The sequence below is a fragment of the Gottfriedia sp. NPDC056225 genome, assembly GCF_042267765.1.
Taxonomy (GTDB): domain Bacteria; phylum Bacillota; class Bacilli; order Bacillales; family Bacillaceae_G; genus Gottfriedia.
The window spans coordinates 20,796-47,317 of the sequence record NZ_JBHJTJ010000025.1; the positions used below are offsets into that span (position 1 = coordinate 20,796).

The window sequence follows — 26,522 nt, forward strand, 5'->3', positions numbered from 1 at the left end:
CAATGACTAAAGAACAAATCATTGAAGCAGTTAAAAATATGACTGTATTAGAATTAAATGACTTAGTAAAAGCAATCGAAGAAGAGTTTGGCGTAACTGCTGCAGCTCCTATGGTTATGGCTGGTGGAGCTGTTGAAGCTGCTGCTGAGCAAACTGAATTTGATTTAGTATTAGCTAGCCCTGGCGACCAAAAAATTAAAGTAATCAAAGTAGTTCGTGAAATTACTGGTTTAGGATTAAAAGAAGCTAAAGAATTAGTTGACAACACTCCTAAAGCAATTAAAGAAGGAATCAGCAAAGAAGAAGCTGAAGAAATGAAAGCTAAACTTGAAGAAGTTGGCGCTAACGTAGAAGTTAAGTAATTTCTAAAAACTTTTTAAAAAAGCTCGCATTTATGCGAGCTTTTTTTGTACATATGGAATTACTTTTGGGAAGACTATTGTTAAGTTTATATGGAAGAAGGATTTATTATGGCAGATCATTATTTTACAAATCAACCGAATAGTAAAACTGATAAAAAGGTATTTTCATTTACTTTAAGAGGTAATGATTTGAGGTTTCAATCTGATTCAGGTGTCTTTTCTAGGAATGAAGTAGATTTTGGGTCGCGAGTTTTAATAGACTCTTTCAAATTCCCCGAAATTGAAGGGGATATTTTAGATGTTGGTTGTGGTTATGGTCCGATCGGGTTATCGATTGCGAAAGATGATGCTAGTCGTATGGTAGAAATGATCGATGTGAATTTAAGAGCGATTGAGCTTGCAAAAGACAATGCGAATGTAAATAAAATAGAAAATGTAAAAATCTATGAAAGTAGTATCTATGAAAATGTTATGGGTGAATATGCAGCTATTTTAACAAATCCTCCAATTCGAGCTGGTAAAGCTGTGGTTCATGAAATTTTGGCCGGTGCTCATGAAAAATTACTTCCTGGTGGAGAGTTATGGGTGGTGATTCAAAAGAAACAAGGAGCACCATCAGCACTTGAGTTGCTAAAGGAGATCTTTGATGAAGTAGAGATTGTAAAAAAAGATAAAGGATATTATATCATAAAAAGTAAAAAAGATTGACTCTAAATTTTGCTTGTGATAGTATTATTAAATGCCAATATATATTTATTTTCAAAAATGTTTTTTTTGGAAATATGTATATTTCTATATTCTTTGGAAATGATAGTAAAATGACTGTCGTTAAGTTTAATAAATGGTTTTCATTTTGAAACCATTTTATTTTTTGTTTAACAAGTAAGGGAGTTTTTTTGCTTATTTGTTACTATTTTTTTGTTATAAATACTCTTGATTTAAGGGGTGAATATGTTGACAGGTCAACTAGTTCAATATGGACGACACCGCCAACGCAGAAGCTATGCTCGTATCAGTGAAGTTTTAGAGTTACCTAACTTAATTGAAATTCAAACAGCATCTTACCAATGGTTTTTAGATGAAGGTTTGAGAGAAATGTTCCAAGACATTTCACCGATTGAGGATTTCACAGGTAATCTATCATTAGAATTCATTGATTACAGTTTAGGTGAGCCGAAGTATGTTGTAGAAGAATCAAAAGAGCGTGACGTAAACTACGCTGCTCCACTTCGTGTGAAAGTTCGCCTATTAAATAAGGAAACTGGCGAAGTTAAGGAGCAAGACGTTTTCATGGGTGATTTCCCATTGATGACAGACACAGGTACATTCATTATTAATGGTGCTGAACGTGTAATCGTTTCACAATTAGTTCGTTCACCAAGTGTGTACTATAGTGGGAAGATCGACAAAAATGGTAAAAAAGGTTTTACTGCTACAGTTATTCCTAACCGTGGTGCTTGGTTAGAGTACGAAACGGACGCGAAGGATGTAGTTTATGTACGTATTGACCGTACGAGAAAATTACCTGTAACGGTACTACTACGTTCGCTTGGGTTTGGTACAGACCAAGAGATTCTAGACTTACTAGGCGAGAATGAATACCTACGTAATACGCTTGAAAAAGATAACACAGATAGCACTGAAAAGGCGCTTCTTGAAATCTATGAAAGATTACGTCCAGGTGAACCACCTACAGTAGAAAATGCTAAAAACCTATTAATTACTCGCTTCTTTGATCCGAAGCGTTATGATTTAGCTAGCGTTGGACGCTACAAAATAAATAAAAAATTACACATTAAAAATAGACTGTTTAACCAACGTATTGCAGAAACATTAGTGGATCCAGAGACTGGTGAAATTATTGTGGAAAAAGGGACAACTCTTGATCGTCGTACTTTAGACCGCATTATTCCGTTCTTAGAGAAGAATATCGGTGAAAAAATTGCTCACCCTGCTGCTGGCGTATTAGAAGAAGAGATTACTCTACAATCTATTAAAATTTACGCTCCAGTTGAAGGTGATGGCGAACAAGTTATTCAAGTAATCGGAAATGCTAATGTAAGTAAAAGTGTGAAAAATATTTCACCTGCTGACATTATCGCTTCTATTTCTTACTTCTTTAACCTGCTACATAACGTAGGTGACACTGACGATATTGACCATTTAGGAAATCGTCGTTTACGTTCAGTTGGAGAATTACTTCAAAACCAATTCCGTATCGGTTTATCTCGTATGGAGCGTGTAGTTCGTGAACGTATGTCAATTCAAGATACAAATGCAGTTACTCCACAGGCGTTAATTAATATTCGCCCTGTAATTGCTTCAATTAAAGAATTCTTTGGTAGCTCACAGTTATCACAATTCATGGACCAAACAAATCCTCTTGCAGAATTAACTCATAAACGAAGACTATCAGCTTTAGGACCAGGTGGTTTAACGCGTGAGCGTGCAGGCTTTGAAGTACGTGACGTTCATTACTCTCACTATGGTCGTATGTGTCCGATTGAAACGCCTGAGGGACCGAATATCGGGTTAATTAACTCGCTTTCTTCTTATGCAAAGGTAAATCAATTTGGATTTATTGAAACTCCATATCGTCGTGTAGACCCTGAGACAGGTCGTCTAACTGATAAAATTGATTACTTAACTGCTGATGAAGAGGATCTATACGTTGTAGCCCAAGCGAATGCTCGTTTAGGTGATGACGGAAGCTTCTTAGATGAAGATGTAGTAGCTCGTTTCCGTGGAGATAACACAGTTGTTAAACGTGAACGTATCGACTACATGGATGTATCTCCAAAACAAGTAGTATCAGCTGCGACAGCATGTATTCCTTTCTTAGAGAATGATGACTCTAACCGTGCCCTAATGGGAGCGAACATGCAACGTCAAGCAGTTCCATTGTTAAATCCTGAATCTCCAATCGTAGGTACAGGTATGGAATACGTATCAGCAAAAGACTCTGGTGCTGCAGTAATCTGTAAACATCCTGGTATTGTTGAACGTGTTGAAGCGAAAGAAGTTTGGGTACGTCGTTACTCAGAAGTAGATGGACAAAAAGTTAAAGGTGACCTTGATAAATACCGTATGTTAAAATTCGTACGTTCTAACCAAGGTACTTGTTATAACCAACGCCCAATCGTAAGTGTGGGTGATGAAGTAGTAAGAGGCGAAATTCTTGCAGATGGACCTTCAATGGAAAAAGGTGAATTAGCACTAGGACGTAACGTATTAGTAGCATTCATGACATGGGACGGTTACAACTACGAGGATGCGATCATTATGAGTCGCCGTCTTGTAAAAGAAGATGTTTACACTTCAGTTCATATTGAAGAATATGAATCGGAAGCTCGTGATACAAAATTAGGACCTGAAGAAATCACTCGTGATATTCCTAACGTTGGTGAAGATGCACTTAAAAATCTTGATGAGCGCGGAATTATCCGAATTGGTGCAGAAGTAAAAGATGGTGATTTATTAGTTGGTAAAGTAACACCTAAAGGGGTTACTGAGTTAACTGCTGAAGAACGTCTTCTACACGCAATCTTCGGTGAAAAAGCTCGTGAAGTTCGTGATACGTCTTTACGTGTTCCACACGGTGGAGGCGGAATAATTCTTGATGTGAAAGTATTCACTCGTGAAAACGGTGATGAATTACCACCAGGAGTAAACCAACTTGTTCGTGTATATATCGTTCAGAAACGTAAAATCTCTGAAGGGGATAAAATGGCTGGACGTCATGGTAATAAAGGGGTTATCTCTCGTATTTTACCAGAAGAAGATATGCCATTCTTACCTGATGGAACGCCAGTTGATATCATGTTAAACCCATTAGGGGTACCTTCTCGTATGAACATCGGTCAAGTATTAGAGCTACACTTAGGTATGGCTGCAAGATATCTTGGCATTCATGTTGCTTCTCCTGTATTTGACGGAGCGCGTGAGGAAGATGTTTGGGGAACAATTGAAGAAGCTGGTATGGCACGTGATGCAAAAACTGTACTTTATGATGGACGTAGTGGTGAGCCTTTCGATAACCGTGTTTCTGTAGGTGTCATGTATATGATTAAACTTGCGCACATGGTTGACGATAAGTTACATGCTCGTTCAACAGGACCTTACTCATTAGTAACGCAACAACCACTTGGTGGTAAAGCACAATTTGGTGGACAACGTTTTGGTGAGATGGAGGTTTGGGCGCTTGAAGCATACGGTGCTGCATACACATTACAAGAAATCTTAACAGTTAAATCTGATGACGTTGTTGGACGTGTGAAAACATACGAAGCAATCGTTAAGGGTGAAAACGTACCAGAACCTGGTGTACCTGAATCATTCAAAGTATTAATTAAAGAATTACAGTCACTTGGTATGGATGTTAAGATGATGTCTGCTACAGATCAAGAAATCGAAATGCGCGATACTGAAGATGATGATGATCAAGCTTCAGAACATTTAGCGATGGATATGGAATACGTAAAAGAATAAGTAATATATTGGGTAAAACCTTAGGACAGAAAGGGAGGTAGGCCCCTTGATAGATGTAAATAAATTCGAGTATATGAAGATCGGACTTGCATCGCCTGACAAAATTCGCTCGTGGTCATACGGGGAAATTAAAAAACCTGAAACAATTAACTACCGTACGTTAAAACCAGAAAAAGATGGACTTTTTTGTGAACGTATTTTCGGTCCAACAAAAGACTGGGAATGTCATTGCGGTAAGTACAAACGTGTACGTTATAAAGGTGTAGTTTGTGATCGTTGTGGAGTTGAGGTTACTCGTGCAAAAGTACGTCGTGAGCGTATGGGTCACATTGAATTAGCTGCACCAGTTTCACATATTTGGTATTTCAAAGGTATTCCAAGCCGAATGGGACTTGTTTTAGACATGTCCCCTCGTGCTCTGGAAGAAGTAATCTACTTTGCTTCTTACGTAGTAACTGAAGCAGGAGATACTCCTTTAGAAAAGAAACAATTGCTTTCTGAGAAAGAATTCCGTGCTTATCGTGAGCGCTATGGTCAAACTTTCCAAGCATCTATGGGTGCAGAAGCAATTAAAAAATTATTAAGCGATATTAACCTTGAAAAAGATGTTGATTCTTTAAAAGAAGAGTTAAAAACTGCTCAAGGTCAACGTCGTACAAGAGCAATTAAACGTTTAGAAGTGTTAGAAGCATTCCGTAACTCTGGTAATGAGCCATCTTGGATGATCTTAGATGTGCTACCAGTAATTCCACCTGAATTACGACCAATGGTTCAATTAGATGGTGGTCGTTTTGCAACATCAGATCTAAACGATTTATATCGTCGAGTAATTAACCGTAACAATCGTTTAAAACGTTTATTAGACCTTGGTGCACCTAGCATCATCGTACAAAACGAAAAACGTATGCTTCAAGAAGCTGTTGATGCGTTAATTGACAATGGTCGTCGTGGCCGTCCAGTTACTGGACCAGGTAACCGTCCATTAAAATCTCTTTCTCACATGCTTAAAGGTAAGCAAGGACGTTTCCGTCAAAACTTACTTGGTAAACGTGTTGACTACTCTGGTCGTTCGGTTATCGTTGTAGGACCAAACTTACAGATGTACCAATGTGGATTACCAAAAGAAATGGCGATTGAATTATTCAAGCCATTCGTGATGAAAGAATTAGTAGAGCGAGGATTAGCACATAACATTAAGTCAGCGAAACGTAAAATTGAGCGTTTACACCCAGAAATTTGGGATGTATTAGAATCAGTTATTCGTGAGCACCCAGTGTTACTGAACCGTGCCCCTACTCTACACAGACTTGGTATCCAAGCGTTCGAACCTACATTAGTAGAAGGCCGCGCAATCCGTCTACATCCACTTGTATGTACTGCATACAACGCCGATTTCGATGGTGACCAAATGGCTGTTCACGTACCGTTATCAAGTGAAGCTCAAGCAGAGGCTCGTATTCTAATGCTTGCAGCACAAAACATCCTGAATCCGAAAGATGGTAAACCAGTAGTTACACCATCTCAAGATATGGTATTAGGTAACTATTACTTAACTCTTGAGCGTGCAGGCGCTGTCGGTGAAGGTATGGTATTTAAAGATATTAATGAAGCGTTAATTGCATACCAAAATGGTTATGTACATTTACATTCTCGAGTTGCTGTTGCGGCTAATTCTTTAAATAACGAAACATTTACAGAAGAGCAAAATAATTCATTATTAATCACAACGGTTGGTAAGCTAATCTTCAATGAAATCTTACCTACGTCGTTCCCGTATATAAATGAACCTACTCAAAGTAACCTTGAGAAGGAAACACCTCAAATGTATTTCGTTGCTAAAGGCGCGAATATTAAAGAGATTATTGAAAGTAGAGAAGAAATTGCTCCTTTCAAAAAGAAAATACTTGGAAATATCATCGCTGAAGTATTTAAACGTTTCAAAATTACTGAAACATCTAAAATGCTTGACCGCATGAAGGATCTTGGATTTAGACACTCTACAAAAGCTGGTATTACAGTTGGTGTATCCGATATCATCGTATTACCTGAGAAGCAATTAATTATTGCTGAAGCGCAAGAAAAAGTAGATAAAGTTCTAAAACAATTCCGTCGTGGTTTAATCACAGAAGATGAGCGTTACGATCGTGTAATCGCAATTTGGAGTGATGCGAAGGATGTAATTCAAGGGAAACTGATGGCTTCCCTAAATAAACGTAACCCAATCTTTATGATGAGTGACTCTGGTGCCCGTGGTAATGCATCGAACTTCACTCAGCTTGCAGGTATGCGTGGTCTGATGGCCAACCCGGCTGGACGTATTATCGAGTTACCAATCAAATCTTCATTCCGTGAAGGTCTAACGGTACTTGAATACTTCATCTCAACACATGGTGCGCGTAAAGGTCTTGCCGATACAGCACTTAAAACAGCCGATTCAGGTTACTTAACTCGTCGTCTTGTAGACGTTGCACAAGATGTAATTGTTCGTCAAGATGATTGTGGTACTGACCGCGGTTTACATGTAAAGGCGATTAAAGAAGGTAATGAAATTATTGAAGGATTGTATGATCGTCTAGTTGGTCGTCATTTACGTGCAACTATACGCCACCCAGAAACAGGTGAATTACTTGCTCAAGAAAACGATTTAATTACTGAAGACTTAGCTCGTGAAATTATCGATGCAGGTATTGAAGAAGTTAATATCCGTTCTGCATTTACATGTAATACTAGCCATGGAGTATGTAAAAAATGTTATGGTCGCAACTTAGCTACAGGTGCTGAGGTTGAAGTTGGTGAGGCAGTTGGTATTATCGCTGCACAATCAATCGGTGAGCCAGGTACACAGTTAACGATGCGTACATTCCATACTGGTGGGGTAGCAGGAGACGATATCACTCAAGGTTTACCTCGTATTCAAGAGCTATTTGAAGCGCGTAATCCTAAAGGTCAAGCAGTTATTTCTGAAATTGATGGTATTATTTCAATTTCTACTGATGCTAAAGACAAACAAGAAATTATTGTTCAAGGCACAGTAGAATCTAGAAATTACCCAGTTCCTTATGGTGCTAGACTAAAAGTTCAAGAAGGTGAAAAAATTGAGCGTGGTCAAGTAATGACTGAAGGTTCAATTGATCCGAAAGAACTTCTAAAAGTAAAAGGTACAAATGCTGTTCAAGAATACTTACTACGTGAAGTACAAAAAGTATACCGTATGCAAGGGGTAGAAATTGGAGACAAACACGTAGAGGTAATGGTACGTCAAATGCTGAAAAAAGTTCGTGTAATGGATGCGGGTGAAACTGATTTATTACCTGGTACATTATTAGAACTACATCAGTTTACTGAAGCGAATAAAGAAGCTTTATTTGCAGGTAAACAACCGGCTACTGCACGCCCATTATTACTAGGTATTACAAAAGCATCATTAGAAACAGACTCATTCCTATCTGCTGCATCATTCCAAGAAACAACGCGTGTATTAACAGACGCTGCGATTAAAGGGAAACGAGATGAGTTGCTAGGATTAAAAGAGAATGTTATTATAGGTAAGTTGGTTCCAGCTGGTACTGGTATGAACAGATACCGCAGAGTAGATCTTGTTAAAGATTTAAATGAATCAGTTGAAATAAACGAAGAAGTGTTAGTTGAAAAATAAACTTAAAATATTTTAAAACTTGAGTTGACATCATTTGATGAAAAATGATAAGATATTCAAGGTTGCTCCTAGACAATAGCACTGCTAATCTAAGCAGGTTAGATCCGGGGCTAATTTAGGAATATACAGTTAAAACTGTTTTTGTGAGAAGGAAGTCTTCTTCCTTCTTGCAAAAACTTTGTTTTCAACTTATTATGAACCACCTGGATGTGTGGTCTTATAAATATTTGAAGGGAGGAAAACTCATGCCTACTATTAACCAGTTAGTGCGTAATGGACGTACTTCTAAAGTATGGAAATCAAAATCACCAGCATTAAATAAAGGTTTCAACTCATTAAAGAAAAAATCAACTGATTTATCAGCTCCACAAAAACGTGGTGTTTGTACTCGTGTTGGTACTATGACTCCAAAGAAACCGAACTCAGCATTACGTAAATATGCTCGTGTACGTTTAACAAACCAAATCGAGGTAACTGCTTATATCCCAGGTATCGGACACAACTTACAAGAGCACAGTGTTGTTCTTATCCGTGGTGGACGAGTAAAAGATTTACCGGGGGTACGTTACCATATCGTTCGTGGTGCATTAGATACTGCAGGTGTTGACAAGCGTATGCAAGGTCGTTCTAAATACGGAACTAAGAGACCAAAAGCAGCTAAGAAGTAATAAATAACAACTAGCCGAAAGGAGGAAATAACATGCCACGTAAAGGTCCTGTTGCAAAAAGAGATGTATTACCAGATCCACTTTATAATTCAAAGTTAGTTTCTCGTTTAATCAACAAAATGATGATTGACGGAAAAAGAGGAAAATCTCAAGCTATCTTATACGGAGCATTTGAATTAATCCAAGAACGTTCTGGTAAAGAACCAATGGAAGTATTCGAAGCAGCTCTTAAAAATATCATGCCAGTTCTAGAAGTAAGAGCTCGTCGTGTTGGTGGTTCAAACTACCAAGTACCAGTTGAGGTACGTCCAGAGCGTCGTACTACTCTAGGTCTACGTTGGTTAGTAAACTATGCTCGTCTTCGTGGAGAAAAAACGATGGAAGAGCGTTTAGCTAACGAAATTCTTGACGCAGCTAACAACTCAGGTTCTGCAGTTAAGAAACGTGAAGATACACACAAAATGGCAGAAGCGAACAAAGCGTTTGCTCACTACCGTTGGTAAGATTAAAAGCAATTTAGTTATTTCTGCACATAATGAATGTTGGTTAAGTCGTTCACCTATTTATTATTTAGCTCGCTAGATAAAATAGGTGAACGTCGGATTACATAACTTAGGATCATAATTGTTCTTTGATTGTAGTGCTTGCTTAACTTAATAACATGAGGTATGTATAGGAATAACTTTTTCTTGTACTAAAAAATCCTAACTAATACTGGAAGGGAGAAAGAACCCTGATGACAAGAGAGTTCTCCTTAAATAACACTCGTAATATTGGGATCATGGCTCACATTGATGCTGGTAAAACAACAACAACTGAGCGTATCCTTTATTACACAGGTCGTATTCACAAAATTGGTGAAACTCATGAAGGAGCTTCACAAATGGACTGGATGGAGCAAGAGCAAGAGCGTGGTATCACTATCACATCTGCTGCTACAACAGCTCAATGGGATAACCACCGTGTAAATATCATTGATACTCCAGGTCACGTAGACTTCACTGTAGAAGTTGAACGTTCATTACGTGTACTTGATGGCGCAGTAGCAGTACTTGATGCACAATCAGGTGTTGAGCCTCAAACTGAAACAGTTTGGCGTCAAGCAACTACTTACGGAGTTCCACGTGTAGTATTCGTTAATAAAATGGATAAAATCGGCGCGGATTTCTTATACTCTGTAGGTACATTACATGACCGTTTACAAGCTAACGCACACCCAATCCAATTAGCGATGGGTGCTGAAGATAACTTCTGGGGTATTGTTGACCTAGTTGAAATGAAAGCTATTAAGTACAATAATGACTTAGGAACTGACATTGAAACTATCGAAATTCCTGAAGAATATCAAGAATTAGCTGATGAGTACCGTGGTCGTTTAATCGAAGCGGTAGCTGAGCTAGACGAAGAATTAATGATGAAATATCTTGAAGGTGAAGAAATCACACTTGCTGAATTAAAAGCTGCTATTCGTACAGCTACATGTTCAGTACAATTCTACCCAGTAGTTTGTGGTTCTGCTTTCAAAAACAAAGGTGTTCAATTAATGCTTGATGCAGTTATTGATTACCTACCATCTCCATTAGATGTACCAGCTATCAAAGGAACATTACCTGATACTGAAGAAGAGAAAGTAGTTCCATCAAGTGATGAAGAGCCTTTCGCAGCTTTAGCATTCAAAATCATGACTGATCCTTATGTTGGTAAATTAACGTTCTTCCGAGTTTACTCAGGTACGTTAGAATCTGGTTCATACGTTCAAAACTCTACGAAAGGTAAGCGTGAGCGTGTAGGTCGTATCCTACAAATGCATGCTAACTCTCGTCAAGAGATTTCGAAAGTATATGCTGGAGATATCGCTGCGGCTGTAGGTCTTAAAGATACTACAACTGGAGATACTTTATGTGATGAAAAGAATCTAGTAATTCTTGAGTCTATGGAGTTCCCAGAACCAGTTATCTCAATCGCAATCGAGCCAAAATCTAAGGCTGACCAAGATAAAATGGGTCAAGCATTAGTTAAATTAACTGAAGAAGATCCAACATTCCGTGCACATACTGACCAAGAAACTGGTCAAGTAATCATCGCTGGTATGGGTGAACTTCACCTTGATATCATCGTTGACCGTATGCGTCGTGAATTTAAAGTAGAAGCTAACGTTGGTGCTCCTCAAGTAGCATACCGTGAAACTTTCCGTTCTTCTGCACAAGTAGAAGGGAAATTCGTTCGTCAGTCAGGTGGACGTGGACAATTCGGACATGTTTGGATTGAATTCTCACCTAACGAAGAAGGAAAAGGCTTTGAATTTGAAAATGGTATCGTTGGTGGTGTTGTTCCTCGTGAATACATCCCAGCAGTAGCTGCAGGTCTTGAAGACTCTCTTAAAAATGGTGTATTAGCTGGATTCCCACTAATCGACATTAAAGCTCGTCTTTTTGACGGTTCATACCATGATGTTGACTCAAACGAGATGGCGTTTAAAGTAGCTGCTTCTTTAGCTCTTAAAAACGCTGTTAAGAAATGTAACCCAGTTCTACTTGAACCATTAATGAAAGTAGAAGTTGTTATCCCTGAGGAATACTTAGGAGATATCATGGGTGATATTACTTCTCGTCGTGGACGCGTTGAAGGTATGGAAGCACGTGGTAACGCTCAAGTAGTACGTGCAATGGTACCTCTTTCTGAAATGTTTGGTTATGCAACTTCATTACGTTCTAACACACAAGGTCGTGGAACGTTCTCAATGGTATTTGACCACTATGAAGATGTACCAAAATCAATCTCAGAAGAAATTATCAAAAAATATAAAGGTGAGTAATTGATTATTTAGTTCTCATCATGTATAACTATTTATGTTAGCTACAAAGGGTGTCTCACCCTCTTGTAGCATAATAATAAAACTAAAAATTAATTTTCTTAATTATAAGGAGGATTTTTACAATGGGTAAAGCTAAATTCGAACGTGTAAAACCACACGTTAACATTGGTACAATCGGACACGTTGACCATGGTAAAACTACATTAACTGCTGCTATTACAACTGTATTAGCTAAAGTAGGTGGAGCTGAAGCTCGCGCTTACGATCAAATCGATGGTGCTCCAGAAGAAAGAGAACGTGGTATCACAATCTCTACTGCACACGTTGAGTATGAAACTGAAACTCGTCACTATGCACACGTTGACTGCCCAGGTCACGCTGACTATGTTAAAAACATGATCACTGGTGCTGCTCAAATGGACGGTGGTATCTTAGTAGTTTCTGCTGCTGATGGTCCAATGCCTCAAACTCGTGAGCACATTCTTTTATCTCGTCAAGTAGGTGTACCTTACATCGTAGTATTCATGAACAAATGTGACATGGTTGACGACGAAGAATTACTTGAATTAGTTGAAATGGAAATCCGTGATCTTTTATCAGAATACGAATTCCCTGGCGATGACATTCCAGTAATCAAAGGTTCTGCACTTAAAGCTCTTGAAGGAGATGCTGAGTGGGAAGCTAAAATTCATGAATTAATGGCTGAAGTTGATTCTTACATCCCAACACCAGCTCGTGAAACTGACAAGCCTTTCTTAATGCCAGTTGAGGATGTATTCTCAATCACTGGTCGTGGAACAGTAGCTACTGGTCGTGTTGAGCGTGGAGTAGTTAAAGTTGGTGAAGTAATCGAAATCATCGGTTTCACTGAAGAGCCAAAATCAACTACTGTAACAGGTGTAGAAATGTTCCGTAAACTTCTTGATCAAGCAGAAGCTGGAGATAACATCGGTGCACTTCTTCGTGGGGTTGCTCGTGACGATATCCAACGTGGTCAAGTTTTAGCTAAACCAGGTTCAGTTAAACAACACACTAAGTTCAAAGCTGAAGTTTACGTTTTATCTAAAGAAGAAGGTGGACGTCACACTCCATTCTTCGCTAACTACCGTCCACAATTCTATTTCCGTACAACTGACGTAACTGGAATCATCCAATTACCAGAAGGCGTTGAAATGGTTATGCCTGGTGACAACATCGAAATGACTGTTGAGTTAATCAACGCAATCGCTGTTGAAGAAGGTACTAAGTTCTCTATCCGTGAGGGTGGACGTACTGTAGGTGCTGGTGTAGTTGCTACAATCGTTGAATAATTAAACTTAAAAGCTTAGAAGATTTATTCTTCTAAGTTTTTTTTTATGTAAATTGGAAATATTTTTATTATAATAGAAAACCGATTCTTGCTTGATTTTAATAAACGAAGATAATATAATAACTAAGTACTAAAGACGGCAAAACATTAATTTATTTAAACTTATAACAAATGCTTGCAATAGCATTATTTTTTATGTATAATAGATGATGTTGGTCTTTGACTGCGTAGAAATGGAAGGTTGCTGATACACCCGGCCGCTTTGCCATGGCGAGTGTAAGGAAATTTCCATGGAGTATGTCTATTACTTAAATAGGCGAAAAAGGAGGGAAAATTATGGCAAAAGAAAAAATTCGTATTCGTTTAAAAGCTTATGATCACCGTATTTTAGATCAATCTGCAGAGAAAATCGTTGAAACAGCGAAACGTTCTGGTGCTTCTGTATCTGGTCCGATTCCATTACCAACTGAGAAATCAGTTTACACGATCCTTCGTGCGGTTCATAAATACAAAGATTCTCGTGAGCAATTCGAAATGCGCACACACAAACGTTTAATCGATATCGTGAATCCAACTCCACAAACAGTTGATTCATTAATGAGACTAGATTTACCATCTGGCGTTGATATTGAAATCAAACTTTAATAACATTATATATAAATTCAGGAGGTGTGACTTATGACTAAAGGAATCTTAGGGAAAAAGATCGGTATGACACAAGTATTTGCTGAAAACGGTGAGTTAATTCCAGTAACTGTAATCGAAGCTACTCCAAACGTGGTTTTACAAAAGAAAACTACTGAAACTGACGGTTATGAAGCAATCCAAATCGGATTTGCTGACAAACGTGAGAAATTAGCTAACAAACCAGAAAAAGGACACTCTGCTAAAGCAAACACTGCACCTAAGCGCTTCGTTCGTGAACTTCGCAATGCTGACGTAACAGCTTATGAAGTTGGTCAAGAAGTCAAAGTAGATATTTTTGCAAATGGTGACATCGTTGATGTAACTGGTACTTCAAAAGGTAAAGGATTCCAAGGTAGCATTAAGCGCCACAACCAATCTCGTGGACCAATGTCTCACGGTTCTCGTTACCACCGTCGTCCAGGTTCAATGGGTCCTGTTGCTCCGAACCGTGTATTCAAAAACAAAGCTTTACCTGGTCAAATGGGTGGAGAAAAAGTAACTGTACAAAACCTACAAATCGTTAAAGTTGACGTTGAACGTAACTTACTTTTAGTAAAAGGTAATGTACCTGGTTCTAAAAAATCTTACGTAACAATCCGTACTGCGGTTAAATCTAAATAATTAATTTAGAAGAAAGGAGGAAATGAAATGCCTAAAGTTACTATGTTTAATCAAACAGGTGCTCAAGTAGGAGAAATCGAATTAGCAGATGCTGTTTTCGGAATTGCTCCAAACGAACACGTTTTATTTGATGCTGTAATGATGCAACGTGCGTCTTTACGTCAAGGTACTCACAAAGTAAAAACACGTTCTGAAGTACGTGGTGGTGGTCGTAAACCATGGAGACAAAAAGGAACTGGCCGTGCTCGTCAAGGTTCAATCCGTTCTCCACAATGGCGTGGTGGTGGTATCGTATTCGGTCCAGCTCCAAGATCATATTCATATAAATTACCTAAAAAGGTACGTCGCTTAGCGATTAAATCTGCTTTATCTACAAAAGTATTAGAGCAAAGCATGTTAGTGCTTGAAGATTTAGCGTTAAATGCACCAAAAACAAAAGATATGGTTACTGTATTACAAGGCTTATCAGTTCAAAAGAAAGTCTTAATCGTAACAGCTGACCTAAATGAAAACGTAGCTTTATCTGCTCGCAACTTACCTGGAATTACAGTTCTTGCGGCTAATGAAGTAAACGTAATCGACGTTTTACATCATGATACTCTAATCATGACTAAAGCTGCGGTGCAAAAAGTAGAGGAGGTGCTTGTATAATGAAGGATCCTCGCGATATTATCAAACGCCCAGTTATCACTGAAGCTTCTATGGAAGCAATTTCTGAAAAAAAATACACTTTTGAAGTTGATGTAAGAGCTAATAAAACTGAAGTTAAAGATGCTGTTGAAGCAATCTTCGGTGTTAAAGTAGAGAAAGTTAACGTAATGAACTACAAAGGTAAGTTTAAACGTATGGGTAAACATGCTGGTTACACTAACCGTCGTAGAAAAGCAATCGTTAAATTAACTACTGATAGCCAAGAAATCACATTATTCGAAGGCGTTTAATACTAATTACTAGAAAAGGAGGGAAATTACGATGGGAATCAAAAAGTATAAACCAACCACTAACGGTCGCCGTGGTATGACTACTAATGATTTTGCTGAGATCACTACTGATAAACCAGAAAAATCATTACTTGCACCACTTAGCAAAAAAGCTGGCCGTAACAACCAAGGTAAAATTACTGTTCGTCACCAAGGTGGTGGACACAAACGTCAATACCGTATCATCGATTTCAAACGAGATAAAGATGGTATACCAGGACGCGTTGCTACAATCGAGTACGATCCAAACCGTTCTGCAAACATTGCGTTAATTAACTACGCTGATGGAGAAAAACGTTATATCCTAGCTCCTAAAAACTTAGTAGTAGGAATGGAAATCGTTTCAGGACCTGAAGCTGATATTAAAGTAGGTAACGCTTTACCACTTGTAAACATTCCAGTAGGTACTACAATTCACAACATCGAGTTAAAACCAGGTCGTGGAGGACAATTAGTACGTTCAGCTGGTACTTCTGCACAAGTATTAGGTAAAGAAGACCGTTATGTACTAGTTCGTTTAAACTCTGGTGAAGTACGTATGATCTTAGCTACTTGCCGCGCGACAGTAGGTCAAGTAGGTAACGAACATCACGAACTTATTAACATCGGTAAAGCAGGTCGTTCTCGTTGGATGGGTAAACGCCCAACTGTACGTGGATCTGTAATGAACCCAGTTGATCACCCACACGGTGGTGGTGAAGGACGCTCTCCAATCGGACGTAAATCACCAATGTCTCCATGGGGTAAACCAACTCTTGGTTACAAAACTCGTAAGAAAAACAAAGCGTCAGACAAATTTATCGTTCGTCGTCGTAAAAAATAACGCGGTTGTGCTACGGTTCACCAGAACCGTAGGTCAATCACGAAGGGAGGTACCACAATGGGACGCAGCCTGAAAAAAGGTCCATTTATTGATGATCACTTATTAACTAAAGTTGAGAAATTAAACGAAACTGACTCTAAGCAAGTTGTAAAAACTTGGTCACGTCGTTCGACTATTTTCCCACAATTTATCGGACATACTATTGCAGTATACGATGGTCGTAAACACGTACCTGTATATGTATCGGAAGATATGGTAGGTCACAAACTTGGTGAATTTGCTCCAACTCGTACTTACAAAGGTCACGATGCGGATGACAAGAAAACTAGAAGATAATGAGAGGAGGCACTCCAATGCAAGCTAAAGCTGTACTGAGAACAGTTCGTATCGCTCCTCGTAAAGTTCGTCTAGTAGTCGATTTAATCCGAGGTAAACAAGTGGGCGAAGCGATCGCAATCCTTCGACACACACCGAAAACTGCTTCTCCTGTTGTAGAAAAATTATTAAAATCTGCTATTGCTAACGCAGAGCATAACTATGATATGGATGTTAATAACTTATACATCGAAAAAGTATTCGTTGATGAAGGTGCTACTTTAAAACGTTTCCGCCCTCGTGCACAAGGACGTGCTAGCGCAATCAACAAACGTACAAGCCACATTACAATCGTGGTATCAGAGAAGAAGGAGGGATAATCGATGGGACAAAAGGTAAATCCAGTCGGACTTCGAGTTGGTATTATTAAAGATTGGGAATCTAAATGGTACGCTGAAAAAGACTACGCTGATCTTTTACATGAAGATATCAAAATTCGTGAGTACATTAGCACTCGTTTAAAAGATTCTGCTGTATCTAAAGTAGAAATCGAAAGAGCTGCTAACCGTGTAAACATCACTGTACACACTGCAAAACCAGGTATGGTAATCGGTAAAGGTGGTTCAGAAGTTGAAGCTCTTCGTAAAGCTTTAAACAAACTTACTGGCAAACGTGTTCATATTAACATCATCGAAATTAAAAGAGCAGATCTTGATGCTAAATTAGTAGCTGAAAACATCGCTCGTCAATTAGAAAACCGTGTTTCATTCCGTCGTGCTCAAAAGCAAGTACTTCAACGTGCTATGCGTGCTGGTGCATTAGGTATTAAAACACAAGTTTCTGGTCGTCTTGGCGGAGCAGATATTGCTCGTTCAGAATCATATAGTGAAGGTACAGTGCCACTTCATACATTACGTGCGGATATCGATTATGCAACTGCAGAAGCAGATACAACATACGGTAAACTAGGCGTAAAAGTATGGATCTACAAAGGTGAAGTTCTTCCTACAAAAAAGAAAGCTTCTGAGGAAGGAGGAAATTAATTATGTTAATGCCTAAACGTGTTAAATATAGAAGAGAACATCGTGGAAAAATGCGTGGACGTGCCAAAGGTGGTACTGAAATTGCATTCGGTGAATTCGGTTTACAATCAACTGAAGCTTCTTGGATTACTAACCGTCAAATTGAAGCAGCGCGTCGTGCAATGACTCGTTACATGAAACGTGGCGGTAAAGTATGGATTAAGATCTTCCCTTCTAAACCTTACACTGCAAAACCTCTTGAGGTTCGTATGGGTAGTGGTAAAGGTGCTCCAGAAGGTTGGGTTGCAGTTGTTAAACCTGGCAAAATTATGTTCGAAATCGCTGGTGTATCTGAAGAGATAGCTCGTGAAGCACTTCGCTTAGCTGCTCACAAATTACCAGTTAAATGTAAATTCGTAAAACGCGAAGACAATGGTGGTGATTCTAATGAAAACTAATGAGATTCGCGATCTTACTACTGCTGAAATTGAATTAAAAGTGAAATCTCTTAAAGAAGAGTTATTCAACCTTCGTTTCCAATTAGCTACAGGTCAATTAGAGAACACTGCGCGTATTCGTGAGGTTCGTAAAGGTATTGCTCGTATGAAAACTGTAGTACGTGAAAGAGAAATTAACTCTAATAATTAATAATGAGGGGAGGTTTGCACAGTGAGCGAACGTAACCAACGTAAAGTTTACACAGGACGTGTAGTTTCTGACAAGATGGATAAGACAATTACTGTTGTAGTTGAAACTTATAAAACACATAAACTATACGGAAAACGCGTTAAATATTCTAAGAAATATAAAGCGCACGATGAGCTAAACGCTGCAAAAGTTGGCGATATCGTAAAAATCATGGAGACTCGTCCATTATCAGCTACAAAACGTTTCCGTTTAGTTGAAATCGTACAAGAAGCTGTTATTATCTAATAGATGATCGGATATCATTCTTAATCCGAAAGGAGGTCAATTTGACATGATCCAACAAGAAACTCGTTTAAAAGTTGCTGACAATTCAGGTGCTCGTGAATTACTTACTATTAAAGTATTAGGTGGTTCAGGCCGTAAAACTGCAAACATTGGTGATATCATCGTTTGTACAGTAAAACAAGCAACACCAGGTGGCGTTGTTAAAAAAGGTGATGTAGTCAAAGCTGTTATCGTTCGTACGAAACGTGGTGTTCGTCGTCCAGATGGTACTTACATCCGTTTTGATGAAAACGCAGCTGTTATCATTAAAGATGATAAGAGCCCACGTGGTACTCGTATTTTCGGACCAGTTGCACGTGAATTACGTGATAGCAACTTCATGAAAATCGTATCATTAGCTCCAGAAGTACTTTAATTAATGTACTTTAATAAATACTTCAGAAAGCCTTATTAAGGAGGTGCACGAAGAAGATGCATGTAAAAAAAGGTGATAAAGTTCAAGTTATCTCTGGTAAAGACAAAGGAAAACAAGGTGTGATCCTTGCTGCTTTTCCAAAGAAAAACCGCGTACTTGTTGAGGGTGTTAACATCATTAAAAAACACTCAAAACCTACTCAAGCTAACCCACAAGGTGGCATCATCGAGAAAGAAGCACCAATCCATGTTTCTAATGTTATGGCATTAGATCCAAAAACTGGAGTACCTACACGCGTAGGTTACCAATTAGTGGATGGTAAAAAAGTACGTATTGCAAAAAAATCAGGCGAATTACTTGATAAATAATAGAAATTTATGAAAGGAGGTCAACTGAATGAACCGCCTAGTCGAGAAATATCAAAATGAAATCACTCCTGCTCTTGTGAGCAAGTTTAACTATAAATCAGTTATGCAAGTGCCAAAAATTGAAAAGATCGTCATCAACATGGGTGTTGGTGAGGCTGTTTCAAATTCAAAAGCATTAGATACTGCTGTTGAGGAATTAACTTTAATCGCAGGTCAAAAGCCTGTTGTAACTAGAGCTAAAAAATCAATCGCTCAATTCCGTCTTCGTGAAGGAATGCCTATCGGTGCGAAAGTTACATTACGCGGTGAGCGTATGTACGAATTCTTTGAAAAATTAGTTGCTGTAACTTTACCTCGTGTACGTGACTTCCGTGGGATCTCTAAAAAGTCATTCGATGGCCGTGGAAACTACACATTAGGTGTTAAAGAGCAATTAATCTTCCCAGAGATTGATTATGATAAAGTAAACAAAGTACGTGGTATGGACATCGTTATTGTAACTACTGCAAATACTGATGAAGAAGCTCGTGAAATGCTAACATTATTTGGAATGCCTTTTCAAAAATAATGAAAGCCAGCGCTAAAGAAGAGGAGGCGAAAACGTGGCTAAAAAATCAATGATTGCGAAACAAAAACGTGCTCAGAAATTTAAAGTACAAGAGTATACACGTTGCGAACGTTGCGGACGTCCACACTCAGTATTACGTAAATTTAAACTTTGCCGTATTTGTTTCCGTGAACTTGCTTATAAAGGACAAATCCCTGGCGTTAAAAAAGCTAGTTGGTAATTCAATAGATATTAGGAAGGAGGTTATCTGAACATGGTCATGACAGATCCTATTGCAGATATGCTTACTCGCATTCGTAATGCGAACATGGTACGTCACGAGAAATTAGAATTCCCAGGTTCTAACCTAAAGAAAGAAGTTGCTGAAATTCTAAAACGTGAAGGTTTCATCCGTGACGTTGAGTACATTGAAGATGATAAACAAGGTATCATCCGTATTTTCTTAAAATATGGTGTGAACAACGAACGTGTTATCACTGGATTAAAAAGAATCTCTAAGCCTGGCTTACGCGTTTACGCGAAAGCTGACGAAGTACCTCGCGTACTTAACGGTTTAGGTGTTGCAATTATTTCAACATCTAAAGGTGTAATGACAGATAAAGAAGCTCGTCAAGCTAAAACTGGTGGCGAAATCTTAGCATACGTTTGGTAATAAAACACAGAGAGAATGGAGGTGTAGTGAATGTCTCGTGTTGGTAAAAAAGAACTTGTAATTACTGCTGGAGTTACTCTTACTAATAACAACAATACTATTACAGTAAAAGGACCTAAAGGTGAGTTAACTCGTACTTTTAGTCCTGATATGACAATCGAATTAAACGAGAATGTATTAACAGTTGCACGTCCAACTGATAATAAAGAGCACCGTGCTCTTCATGGTACAACTCGTGCTATCTTAGGAAACATGGTTGAAGGTGTAACTAATGGTTATACTCGTAACCTTGAACTAGTTGGGGTAGGTTACCGTGCAACAAAAACAGGTGACAAACTTGTTTTAGCTGTTGGTTTCTCTCACCCAGTTGAGATCACTCCTGAGAATGGTGTTGAAATCGAAGTACCTTCAAATACTAAAATCAGTATTAAAGGTATCGACAAAGAACGTGTAGGCGCACTTGCTGCTTACATCCGTCAAGTACGTCCACCAGAGCCTTACAAAGGTAAAGGTATTCGTTACGAAGGCGAAATGGTTCGTCGTAAAGAAGGTAAAACTGCGAAGTAATCTATAACTAGATAAGAGAAAGGAGTGACCAAGATGATCTTTAAGGCTGATAAAAATGCAGTACGTAAAAAAAGACATGCTCGTGTTCGTACTAAATTATCTGGTACTCAAGAACGTCCACGTTTAAACGTTTATCGTTCAAACAACCATATCTATGCTCAAATCATTGATGATGTTAATGGTGTTACATTAGCAAGTGCATCAACTTTAGATAAAGAATTAACTTTAAATGGTACTGGTAATATCGATGCAGCATCTTTAGTAGGTGGATTAGTTGCAAAACGCGCTACTGAAAAAGGTGTTACTGAAGTTGTATTCGACCGCGGTGGTTACTTATATCATGGTCGCGTAAAAGCTTTAGCTGAAGCTGCTCGTGAAGCTGGTTTACAATTTTAATAAAAGAAGGAGGGACATACATGCGTCGCATTGATCCTAATAAATTAGAGCTTGAAGAACGCTTAGTTACGATCAACCGTGTTGCTAAAGTTGTAAAAGGTGGACGTCGTTTCCGCTTTGCAGCATTAGTAGTTGTTGGTGACAAAAACGGTCATGTTGGTTTTGGTACTGGTAAAGCTCAAGAAGTACCTGATGCAATCCGTAAAGCTGTTGAAGATGCTAAGAAAAATCTAATTAATGTACCAATCGTTGGAACTACAATTCCTCACGTAATTACTGGTCGTTTTGGAGCTGGTGAAGTATTCTTAAAACCTGCTTCTGAAGGTACTGGAGTTATCGCAGGAGGTCCTGTTCGTGCGGTATTAGAACTTGCTGGAGTACATGATATTTTATCTAAATCTCTTGGTTCAAACACACCGGTAAACATTGTACGTGCTACTATCGAAGGTTTAAGTAACTTGAAACGTGCGGATGAAGTTGCTAAATTACGTGGTAAATCTGTAGAAGAATTACTAGGTTAATAAGGAGGGATAACGATGGCTAAACAGTTAGAAATTACCCTTACTCGTAGTGTTATTGGTCGTAAACAAGATCAAATAGCAACAGTTCGTGCTTTAGGAATTACTAAAACAAACCAAACTGTTGTTAAAGAAGATAACGCTGCAATGCGTGGGATGATTAACAAAGTTTCTCACCTTGTATCTGTAAAAGAAATTTAATGAAACATGAATAAGTAAGGAGGTGCCCTAATGAAACTTCATGAATTAAAACCTACAGAAGGTTCTCGTAAAGTATCTAAACGTATCGGTCGTGGTATTGGTTCTGGTACTGGTAAAACTGCTGGTAAAGGTCATAAAGGACAAAACGCTCGTTCAGGTGGCGGTGTTCGTCTTGGATTTGAAGGTGGTCAAACTCCTTTATTCCGTCGTTTACCAAAACGTGGTTTCACTAACATCAACCGTAAAGATTACGCAATCGTTAATGTTGAAACGTTAAACCGCTTCGAAAACGGAACTGAAGTAACTCCTGAGTTACTGATTGAAACTGGTATTGTTCGTAAAGAATTATCTGGTATTAAAATTTTAGGTAATGGTAAGTTAGAAGTTAAACTTACTGTTAAAGCTCACAAGTTCTCATCTTCTGCAGTAGAGGCAATCGAAGCAGCTGGTGGAAATGCTGAGGTGATCTAAAATGTTCCGGACAATCTCCAACTTTATGCGCATTGCAGATATTAGAAAAAAAATATTCTTTACGTTATTAATGTTAATTGTATTTCGTATTGGGACGTTTATACCTGTTCCAAACGTCAACGCTGAGGTTTTAGCTTCTCAAGATAGCTCATTGAGCGTATTTGGAGTTCTAAATACTTTCGGTGGAGGAGCTCTTAAACAGTTCTCGATTTTTGCAATGGGTATAATGCCTTACATTACTGCTTCAATCATTATCCAGTTACTTCAAATGGACGTAGTTCCTAAATTAACTGAATGGTCGAAGCAAGGTGAGATTGGTCGACGTAAACTTACTCAACTGACTAGATATATCACAATTATTCTCGGTTTTGTAGAAGCAATTGGGTTATCAATCAGTATGAATAATGTTACTGGCGGAATGTTAATAGAAAATCCAGGTTGGTCAACCTATCTTTATATAGCAATTGTACTAACAGCTGGAACATCTTTCTTATTGTGGTTAGGTGAGCAGATTACTGCTAAAGGTGTTGGGAACGGTATATCAGTTATCATCTTTGGTGGTATAGTTGCTGCTATACCTAATACAATGAACCAAGTCTATCAGCAACAATTTAAAGGTGCTGGAGACGCGCTATTCTTAAATATTGTTAAAGTTGGCTTAGTGTTTTTAGTTTTACTATTAGTAATCGTAGCTGTAATTTACATCCAACAAGCTAATCGTAAAATTCCAATTCAATATGCTAAACGTAACAATGGTAATAATAGTTATGTCGGAGGACAATCAACTCACTTGCCATTAAAAGTAAATGGTGCTGGGGTTATTCCGGTAATCTTCGCTGTTTCATTTTTAATCACTCCATCAACAATCGCTTCGTTTTTACCTAGTAACAACGTAACTGATTGGATTAAAACGCATTTTACGTATAACAATCCATGGGGAATGGCATTTTATTTAATCTTGATCATTGCATTCACTTATTTTTATACATTTGTTCAGGCTAACCCAGAACAAATGGCTGAAAATTTACAGAAGCAAGGTGGCTATATCCCAGGCATTCGCCCAGGTAAAAGCACTCAAGAATATATCATTAAAGTCTTATATCGCTTAACTTTCGTAGGAGCTATTTTCTTAGCTGTCATCGCTTTATTACCAATTGTATTTGGTAAAATTGCGAACTTACCACCTTCAGCTCAAATTGGAGGTACAAGTTTACTAATCGTAGTCGGAGTTGCACTTGAAACAATGAAACAATTAGAAAGTCAGCTTGTTAAGAGAAACTACAAAGGCTTTATTAAAGATCGAGCGTAGGGAATTGATAATTTTCCCTATTGCTCTCCTAATTTAGAGGAGGATTAACCATGAATTTAATTCTAATGGGACTTCCTGGTGCAGGCAAAGGCACACAAGCTGAGAAAATTGTCGAAAAATACGGCATTCCTCATATATCTACTGGCGATATGTTCCGTGCAGCGATTAAAGACGGCACAGAACTAGGTCTTCAAGCAAAATCGTTTATGGATCAAGGTCATCTTGTTCCCGATGAGGTAACAATTGGTATTGTACGTGAACGATTAGCTAAAGATGATTGCCAAAACGGTTTCTTATTGGATGGCTTTCCTAGAACAGTTGCGCAGGCTGAAGCACTAGAAGAGACTCTGAAAGTAATGAATCGTAAAATTGACTTCGTGTTAAACATTCATGTAGACCAACAACTTTTAATTGAACGTTTAACAGGTCGTCGTATTTGCAAAGACTGTGGAGCTACTTATCACTTAATTTTCAATCCTCCTGTTGAAGAAGGTATTTGCCCAAAATGTGGTGGAGAACTTTATCAACGTGCGGATGATAATGAAGAAACAGTTGCGAACCGTCTTGAAGTAAATATCAAACAAACTCAGCCTTTACTTGATTTTTATAATAACCTTGGTTATGTAAAAACAATTGAAGGTGAACAAGAGATTAACAAAGTTTTTACGGACATTGATAATCTTTTAAAAGAGTTAGTTTAATAATTGAACGATAGGATCGTCGTTCCATGCGTATGACGTTTTGTCATTTCGTCAAAACTGATACTATTATTTAAAAGCTTAAACTTAGCTTTGCTTGGAACGATTGATATAACATAGGTCTTTTGTAGGCCAAAAAATCTCCAACTTATCAGAGCACTTTGGCTTAATGTTCCTAAGCGTATGTTTGCCTACAAGCAAGCTACTGATTCGAAGAAAGGAGAATGCCCTAATGGCGAAAGATGATGTAATTGAAATTGAAGGTACCGTTACGGAAACACTTCCGAATGCGATGTTCAAAGTTGAATTAGAAAATGGTCATGTAGTTCTTGCACACGTTTCTGGTAAAATTCGTATGAACTTCATTCGTATTCTTCCAGGTGACAAGGTAACTGTTGAACTATCTCCATATGATTTAACTCGTGGCCGTATTACGTACCGTTTTAAATAATAATTATGCACTCCGTAATCTACAAGGAGGTTGAAATCATGAAAGTGAGACCATCAGTAAAACCAATCTGTGAAAAATGTAAAGTTATCCGCAGACGTGGTAAAGTAATGGTAATTTGTGAAAATCCAAAACATAAACAAAAACAAGGTTAATAAAGAAGGAGGTGCACTAGAATGGCTCGTATTGCTGGTGTAGATATTCCTCGCGACAAACGCGTGGTTGTTTCTTTAACTTATGTATACGGAATCGGTCGTGCAACTTCTGAAAAAATCTTAGCTGAAGCTGGTATTTCAGAAGACACACGTGTACGTGATTTAACAGAAGAAGAATTAGGTAAAATTCGTGAATTAGTCGACAAGTTAAAAGTTGAAGGGGATCTTCGTCGTGAAGTTTCTTTAAACATTAAACGTTTAATCGAAATCGGTTCATATCGTGGTATTCGCCACCGTCGTAACTTACCTGTTCGTGGTCAAAACACTAAAAACAATGCTCGTACTCGTAAAGGCCCACGCCGTACGGTAGCGAACAAGAAGAAATAATATTTTTTAAGTAAAGGAGGGTATTCAACATGGCACGTAAAACAAATGTACGTAAACGTCGTGTGAAAAAGAATATTGAAGCTGGTACAGCTCATATTCGTTCAACTTTCAATAACACAATCGTAACAATCACTGATGTTCATGGTAACGCAATTTCTTGGTCAAGTGCTGGAGCATTAGGTTTCAGAGGTTCTCGTAAATCTACTCCTTTCGCTGCACAAATGGCTGCTGAAACTGCTGCTAAAACTTCTATGGAACATGGTTTAAAAACTCTTGACGTAACGGTTAAAGGTCCGGGTGCTGGTCGTGAGGCTGCTATCCGTGCTCTTCAAGCTGCTGGTCTTGAAGTAACTGCTATCAGAGACGTTACTCCAGTTCCACATAACGGATGCCGTCCACCAAAACGTCGTCGTGTATAATTTGTCTGTATAAATTTTCAAAAATTGTCTATAATGGATTATGATATATGTTTGGCAAATATTAACAGACATCTCTTGTTGTGCACAATTAGGAACTGCCTAATAGGGACTTTCGGTTAGCATCGTCTAACCGAGGGTTTCGACGTTTTGAAGGAGGGTTTAAAAAATGATTGAAATCGAAAAGCCGAAAATCGAAACGGTTGAGATCAGTGACGATTCCAAATATGGTAAATTCGTTATTGAACCACTTGAGCGTGGATATGGTACAACGC

At 38.4% G+C, this 26,522-nt stretch carries 35 protein-coding genes and 1 pseudogene; all 36 read left to right on the plus strand.

Annotated elements, in window-relative coordinates:
* The first annotated feature begins 2 nt into the window (after nucleotides 1-2).
* Complete coding sequence (rplL, locus tag ACFCYN_RS16020) at nucleotides 3-362, plus strand: 50S ribosomal protein L7/L12 (RefSeq protein ID WP_098121849.1); 360 nt, start codon at nucleotides 3-5, stop codon at nucleotides 360-362.
* Nucleotides 363-470: 108 nt separating this feature from the next.
* Complete coding sequence (locus ACFCYN_RS16025) at nucleotides 471-1,070, plus strand: class I SAM-dependent methyltransferase (protein WP_172446630.1); 600 nt, start codon at nucleotides 471-473, stop codon at nucleotides 1,068-1,070.
* A gap of 246 nt (nucleotides 1,071-1,316) precedes the next feature.
* Nucleotides 1,317-4,850 (plus strand): DNA-directed RNA polymerase subunit beta, encoded by a 3,534-nt coding sequence (gene rpoB, locus ACFCYN_RS16030; RefSeq protein WP_172446631.1) that lies wholly within the window; start codon nucleotides 1,317-1,319, stop codon nucleotides 4,848-4,850.
* 46 nt (nucleotides 4,851-4,896) lie between these two features.
* Nucleotides 4,897-8,505, plus strand: coding sequence for a DNA-directed RNA polymerase subunit beta' (rpoC, locus tag ACFCYN_RS16035; protein WP_172446632.1), 3,609 nt, complete (start codon nucleotides 4,897-4,899; stop codon nucleotides 8,503-8,505).
* Nucleotides 8,506-8,750: 245 nt separating this feature from the next.
* Nucleotides 8,751-9,173: a 30S ribosomal protein S12 gene (gene rpsL / locus ACFCYN_RS16040; RefSeq protein ID WP_056467392.1), complete on the plus strand. Its 423-nt coding sequence runs from the start codon at nucleotides 8,751-8,753 to the stop codon at nucleotides 9,171-9,173.
* A 32-nt stretch (nucleotides 9,174-9,205) separates the two neighbouring features.
* Nucleotides 9,206-9,676 carry a 30S ribosomal protein S7 gene (rpsG, locus tag ACFCYN_RS16045; protein WP_056467395.1) on the plus strand — a complete coding sequence of 157 codons (471 nt, stop codon included), beginning with the start codon at nucleotides 9,206-9,208 and terminating at the stop codon, nucleotides 9,674-9,676.
* 233 nt (nucleotides 9,677-9,909) lie between these two features.
* Nucleotides 9,910-11,988 carry an elongation factor G gene (fusA, locus tag ACFCYN_RS16050; protein WP_098121853.1) on the plus strand — a complete coding sequence of 693 codons (2,079 nt, stop codon included), beginning with the start codon at nucleotides 9,910-9,912 and terminating at the stop codon, nucleotides 11,986-11,988.
* A 122-nt stretch (nucleotides 11,989-12,110) separates the two neighbouring features.
* A complete protein-coding gene (tuf, locus tag ACFCYN_RS16055; RefSeq protein ID WP_098121854.1) occupies nucleotides 12,111-13,298 on the plus strand; it encodes an elongation factor Tu in 1,188 nt (395 codons plus the stop codon).
* A 335-nt stretch (nucleotides 13,299-13,633) separates the two neighbouring features.
* The gene (gene rpsJ, locus ACFCYN_RS16060) at nucleotides 13,634-13,942 is read left to right on the plus strand and encodes a 30S ribosomal protein S10 (RefSeq protein WP_056467407.1); all 309 of its coding nucleotides are present in this window, start codon (nucleotides 13,634-13,636) and stop codon (nucleotides 13,940-13,942) included.
* A 33-nt stretch (nucleotides 13,943-13,975) separates the two neighbouring features.
* Nucleotides 13,976-14,605: a 50S ribosomal protein L3 gene (gene rplC / locus ACFCYN_RS16065; protein WP_098121855.1), complete on the plus strand. Its 630-nt coding sequence runs from the start codon at nucleotides 13,976-13,978 to the stop codon at nucleotides 14,603-14,605.
* Nucleotides 14,606-14,632: 27 nt separating this feature from the next.
* On the plus strand, nucleotides 14,633-15,256 hold the full coding sequence (gene rplD, locus ACFCYN_RS16070; protein WP_098121856.1) for a 50S ribosomal protein L4: 624 nt from the start codon (nucleotides 14,633-14,635) through the stop codon (nucleotides 15,254-15,256).
* Entirely contained in the window at nucleotides 15,256-15,546 is a 291-nt protein-coding gene (rplW, locus tag ACFCYN_RS16075) for a 50S ribosomal protein L23 (protein WP_172446633.1), read from the plus strand. Before rplD ends, rplW begins: the two co-directional genes overlap by 1 nt.
* A gap of 31 nt (nucleotides 15,547-15,577) precedes the next feature.
* Nucleotides 15,578-16,408, plus strand: coding sequence for a 50S ribosomal protein L2 (gene rplB, locus ACFCYN_RS16080; RefSeq protein ID WP_056467419.1), 831 nt, complete (start codon nucleotides 15,578-15,580; stop codon nucleotides 16,406-16,408).
* A 57-nt stretch (nucleotides 16,409-16,465) separates the two neighbouring features.
* Entirely contained in the window at nucleotides 16,466-16,744 is a 279-nt protein-coding gene (gene rpsS / locus ACFCYN_RS16085) for a 30S ribosomal protein S19 (protein ID WP_056467422.1), read from the plus strand.
* Nucleotides 16,745-16,761: 17 nt separating this feature from the next.
* On the plus strand, nucleotides 16,762-17,103 hold the full coding sequence (gene rplV, locus ACFCYN_RS16090; RefSeq protein ID WP_056467425.1) for a 50S ribosomal protein L22: 342 nt from the start codon (nucleotides 16,762-16,764) through the stop codon (nucleotides 17,101-17,103).
* A gap of 3 nt (nucleotides 17,104-17,106) precedes the next feature.
* Nucleotides 17,107-17,766, plus strand: coding sequence for a 30S ribosomal protein S3 (gene rpsC / locus ACFCYN_RS16095; protein ID WP_172446634.1), 660 nt, complete (start codon nucleotides 17,107-17,109; stop codon nucleotides 17,764-17,766).
* 2 nt (nucleotides 17,767-17,768) lie between these two features.
* Complete coding sequence (gene rplP, locus ACFCYN_RS16100; RefSeq protein WP_098809309.1) at nucleotides 17,769-18,203, plus strand: 50S ribosomal protein L16; 435 nt, start codon at nucleotides 17,769-17,771, stop codon at nucleotides 18,201-18,203.
* A complete protein-coding gene (rpmC, locus tag ACFCYN_RS16105) occupies nucleotides 18,193-18,393 on the plus strand; it encodes a 50S ribosomal protein L29 (protein ID WP_088044553.1) in 201 nt (66 codons plus the stop codon). Before rplP ends, rpmC begins: the two co-directional genes overlap by 11 nt.
* Before the next feature lie 21 nt (nucleotides 18,394-18,414).
* Nucleotides 18,415-18,678 carry a 30S ribosomal protein S17 gene (gene rpsQ, locus ACFCYN_RS16110; RefSeq protein ID WP_172446635.1) on the plus strand — a complete coding sequence of 88 codons (264 nt, stop codon included), beginning with the start codon at nucleotides 18,415-18,417 and terminating at the stop codon, nucleotides 18,676-18,678.
* Between the two features lie 46 nt (nucleotides 18,679-18,724).
* A complete protein-coding gene (rplN, locus tag ACFCYN_RS16115) occupies nucleotides 18,725-19,093 on the plus strand; it encodes a 50S ribosomal protein L14 (protein ID WP_088003815.1) in 369 nt (122 codons plus the stop codon).
* A gap of 56 nt (nucleotides 19,094-19,149) precedes the next feature.
* Nucleotides 19,150-19,461, plus strand: coding sequence for a 50S ribosomal protein L24 (gene rplX, locus ACFCYN_RS16120; RefSeq protein ID WP_098121861.1), 312 nt, complete (start codon nucleotides 19,150-19,152; stop codon nucleotides 19,459-19,461).
* Between the two features lie 28 nt (nucleotides 19,462-19,489).
* Nucleotides 19,490-20,029 (plus strand): 50S ribosomal protein L5, encoded by a 540-nt coding sequence (gene rplE / locus ACFCYN_RS16125; protein ID WP_098121862.1) that lies wholly within the window; start codon nucleotides 19,490-19,492, stop codon nucleotides 20,027-20,029.
* 34 nt (nucleotides 20,030-20,063) lie between these two features.
* Nucleotides 20,064-20,249, plus strand: a complete 186-nt coding sequence (locus ACFCYN_RS16130; protein ID WP_056467450.1) for a type Z 30S ribosomal protein S14 — start codon at nucleotides 20,064-20,066, stop codon at nucleotides 20,247-20,249.
* 33 nt (nucleotides 20,250-20,282) lie between these two features.
* Nucleotides 20,283-20,681: a 30S ribosomal protein S8 gene (gene rpsH, locus ACFCYN_RS16135; protein ID WP_098121863.1), complete on the plus strand. Its 399-nt coding sequence runs from the start codon at nucleotides 20,283-20,285 to the stop codon at nucleotides 20,679-20,681.
* 30 nt (nucleotides 20,682-20,711) lie between these two features.
* Nucleotides 20,712-21,248: a 50S ribosomal protein L6 gene (gene rplF, locus ACFCYN_RS16140; RefSeq protein ID WP_375950323.1), complete on the plus strand. Its 537-nt coding sequence runs from the start codon at nucleotides 20,712-20,714 to the stop codon at nucleotides 21,246-21,248.
* 33 nt (nucleotides 21,249-21,281) lie between these two features.
* Nucleotides 21,282-21,644, plus strand: coding sequence for a 50S ribosomal protein L18 (rplR, locus tag ACFCYN_RS16145; protein ID WP_098121865.1), 363 nt, complete (start codon nucleotides 21,282-21,284; stop codon nucleotides 21,642-21,644).
* A 20-nt stretch (nucleotides 21,645-21,664) separates the two neighbouring features.
* Nucleotides 21,665-22,165, plus strand: coding sequence for a 30S ribosomal protein S5 (gene rpsE / locus ACFCYN_RS16150; RefSeq protein ID WP_056467462.1), 501 nt, complete (start codon nucleotides 21,665-21,667; stop codon nucleotides 22,163-22,165).
* Between the two features lie 15 nt (nucleotides 22,166-22,180).
* Nucleotides 22,181-22,363, plus strand: a complete 183-nt coding sequence (gene rpmD / locus ACFCYN_RS16155) for a 50S ribosomal protein L30 (RefSeq protein ID WP_088070790.1) — start codon at nucleotides 22,181-22,183, stop codon at nucleotides 22,361-22,363.
* A 30-nt stretch (nucleotides 22,364-22,393) separates the two neighbouring features.
* On the plus strand, nucleotides 22,394-22,834 hold the full coding sequence (gene rplO, locus ACFCYN_RS16160) for a 50S ribosomal protein L15 (protein WP_098121866.1): 441 nt from the start codon (nucleotides 22,394-22,396) through the stop codon (nucleotides 22,832-22,834).
* 1 nt (nucleotide 22,835) lies between these two features.
* A complete protein-coding gene (gene secY / locus ACFCYN_RS16165) occupies nucleotides 22,836-24,143 on the plus strand; it encodes a preprotein translocase subunit SecY (RefSeq protein WP_172446636.1) in 1,308 nt (435 codons plus the stop codon).
* Nucleotides 24,144-24,193: 50 nt separating this feature from the next.
* Nucleotides 24,194-24,844, plus strand: a complete 651-nt coding sequence (locus tag ACFCYN_RS16170) for an adenylate kinase (protein ID WP_172446637.1) — start codon at nucleotides 24,194-24,196, stop codon at nucleotides 24,842-24,844.
* Between the two features lie 229 nt (nucleotides 24,845-25,073).
* A complete protein-coding gene (infA, locus tag ACFCYN_RS16175; RefSeq protein WP_056467475.1) occupies nucleotides 25,074-25,292 on the plus strand; it encodes a translation initiation factor IF-1 in 219 nt (72 codons plus the stop codon).
* Between the two features lie 38 nt (nucleotides 25,293-25,330).
* Nucleotides 25,331-25,444 (plus strand): 50S ribosomal protein L36, encoded by a 114-nt coding sequence (gene rpmJ / locus ACFCYN_RS16180; RefSeq protein ID WP_000868344.1) that lies wholly within the window; start codon nucleotides 25,331-25,333, stop codon nucleotides 25,442-25,444.
* A gap of 21 nt (nucleotides 25,445-25,465) precedes the next feature.
* The gene (rpsM, locus tag ACFCYN_RS16185) at nucleotides 25,466-25,831 is read left to right on the plus strand and encodes a 30S ribosomal protein S13 (RefSeq protein ID WP_098121869.1); all 366 of its coding nucleotides are present in this window, start codon (nucleotides 25,466-25,468) and stop codon (nucleotides 25,829-25,831) included.
* A 29-nt stretch (nucleotides 25,832-25,860) separates the two neighbouring features.
* A complete protein-coding gene (rpsK, locus tag ACFCYN_RS16190) occupies nucleotides 25,861-26,250 on the plus strand; it encodes a 30S ribosomal protein S11 (RefSeq protein ID WP_098121870.1) in 390 nt (129 codons plus the stop codon).
* Between the two features lie 166 nt (nucleotides 26,251-26,416).
* Nucleotides 26,417-26,522, plus strand: a pseudogene (locus tag ACFCYN_RS16195) (DNA-directed RNA polymerase subunit alpha); the annotation flags it as partial.

What these genes read in the sequence shown, in the direction of transcription:
- rplL (WP_098121849.1), top strand. Translation starts at nt 3, where the DNA reads ATGACTAAAGAACAAATCATTGAAGCAGTTAAAAATATGACTGTATTA.
- ACFCYN_RS16025 (WP_172446630.1), top strand. Translation starts at nt 471, where the DNA reads ATGGCAGATCATTATTTTACAAATCAACCGAATAGTAAAACTGATAAA.
- rpsL (WP_056467392.1), top strand. Translation starts at nt 8,751, where the DNA reads ATGCCTACTATTAACCAGTTAGTGCGTAATGGACGTACTTCTAAAGTA.
- rpsG (WP_056467395.1), top strand. Translation starts at nt 9,206, where the DNA reads ATGCCACGTAAAGGTCCTGTTGCAAAAAGAGATGTATTACCAGATCCA.
- fusA (WP_098121853.1), top strand. Translation starts at nt 9,910, where the DNA reads ATGACAAGAGAGTTCTCCTTAAATAACACTCGTAATATTGGGATCATG.
- tuf (WP_098121854.1), top strand. Translation starts at nt 12,111, where the DNA reads ATGGGTAAAGCTAAATTCGAACGTGTAAAACCACACGTTAACATTGGT.
- rpsJ (WP_056467407.1), top strand. Translation starts at nt 13,634, where the DNA reads ATGGCAAAAGAAAAAATTCGTATTCGTTTAAAAGCTTATGATCACCGT.
- rplC (WP_098121855.1), top strand. Translation starts at nt 13,976, where the DNA reads ATGACTAAAGGAATCTTAGGGAAAAAGATCGGTATGACACAAGTATTT.
- rplD (WP_098121856.1), top strand. Translation starts at nt 14,633, where the DNA reads ATGCCTAAAGTTACTATGTTTAATCAAACAGGTGCTCAAGTAGGAGAA.
- rplW (WP_172446633.1), top strand. Translation starts at nt 15,256, where the DNA reads ATGAAGGATCCTCGCGATATTATCAAACGCCCAGTTATCACTGAAGCT.
- rplB (WP_056467419.1), top strand. Translation starts at nt 15,578, where the DNA reads ATGGGAATCAAAAAGTATAAACCAACCACTAACGGTCGCCGTGGTATG.
- rpsS (WP_056467422.1), top strand. Translation starts at nt 16,466, where the DNA reads ATGGGACGCAGCCTGAAAAAAGGTCCATTTATTGATGATCACTTATTA.
- rplV (WP_056467425.1), top strand. Translation starts at nt 16,762, where the DNA reads ATGCAAGCTAAAGCTGTACTGAGAACAGTTCGTATCGCTCCTCGTAAA.
- rpsC (WP_172446634.1), top strand. Translation starts at nt 17,107, where the DNA reads ATGGGACAAAAGGTAAATCCAGTCGGACTTCGAGTTGGTATTATTAAA.
- rplP (WP_098809309.1), top strand. Translation starts at nt 17,769, where the DNA reads ATGTTAATGCCTAAACGTGTTAAATATAGAAGAGAACATCGTGGAAAA.
- rpmC (WP_088044553.1), top strand. Translation starts at nt 18,193, where the DNA reads ATGAAAACTAATGAGATTCGCGATCTTACTACTGCTGAAATTGAATTA.
- rplN (WP_088003815.1), top strand. Translation starts at nt 18,725, where the DNA reads ATGATCCAACAAGAAACTCGTTTAAAAGTTGCTGACAATTCAGGTGCT.
- rplX (WP_098121861.1), top strand. Translation starts at nt 19,150, where the DNA reads ATGCATGTAAAAAAAGGTGATAAAGTTCAAGTTATCTCTGGTAAAGAC.
- rplE (WP_098121862.1), top strand. Translation starts at nt 19,490, where the DNA reads ATGAACCGCCTAGTCGAGAAATATCAAAATGAAATCACTCCTGCTCTT.
- rpsH (WP_098121863.1), top strand. Translation starts at nt 20,283, where the DNA reads ATGGTCATGACAGATCCTATTGCAGATATGCTTACTCGCATTCGTAAT.
- rplF (WP_375950323.1), top strand. Translation starts at nt 20,712, where the DNA reads ATGTCTCGTGTTGGTAAAAAAGAACTTGTAATTACTGCTGGAGTTACT.
- rplR (WP_098121865.1), top strand. Translation starts at nt 21,282, where the DNA reads ATGATCTTTAAGGCTGATAAAAATGCAGTACGTAAAAAAAGACATGCT.
- rpsE (WP_056467462.1), top strand. Translation starts at nt 21,665, where the DNA reads ATGCGTCGCATTGATCCTAATAAATTAGAGCTTGAAGAACGCTTAGTT.
- rpmD (WP_088070790.1), top strand. Translation starts at nt 22,181, where the DNA reads ATGGCTAAACAGTTAGAAATTACCCTTACTCGTAGTGTTATTGGTCGT.
- rplO (WP_098121866.1), top strand. Translation starts at nt 22,394, where the DNA reads ATGAAACTTCATGAATTAAAACCTACAGAAGGTTCTCGTAAAGTATCT.
- secY (WP_172446636.1), top strand. Translation starts at nt 22,836, where the DNA reads ATGTTCCGGACAATCTCCAACTTTATGCGCATTGCAGATATTAGAAAA.
- ACFCYN_RS16170 (WP_172446637.1), top strand. Translation starts at nt 24,194, where the DNA reads ATGAATTTAATTCTAATGGGACTTCCTGGTGCAGGCAAAGGCACACAA.
- infA (WP_056467475.1), top strand. Translation starts at nt 25,074, where the DNA reads ATGGCGAAAGATGATGTAATTGAAATTGAAGGTACCGTTACGGAAACA.
- rpmJ (WP_000868344.1), top strand. Translation starts at nt 25,331, where the DNA reads ATGAAAGTGAGACCATCAGTAAAACCAATCTGTGAAAAATGTAAAGTT.
- rpsM (WP_098121869.1), top strand. Translation starts at nt 25,466, where the DNA reads ATGGCTCGTATTGCTGGTGTAGATATTCCTCGCGACAAACGCGTGGTT.
- rpsK (WP_098121870.1), top strand. Translation starts at nt 25,861, where the DNA reads ATGGCACGTAAAACAAATGTACGTAAACGTCGTGTGAAAAAGAATATT.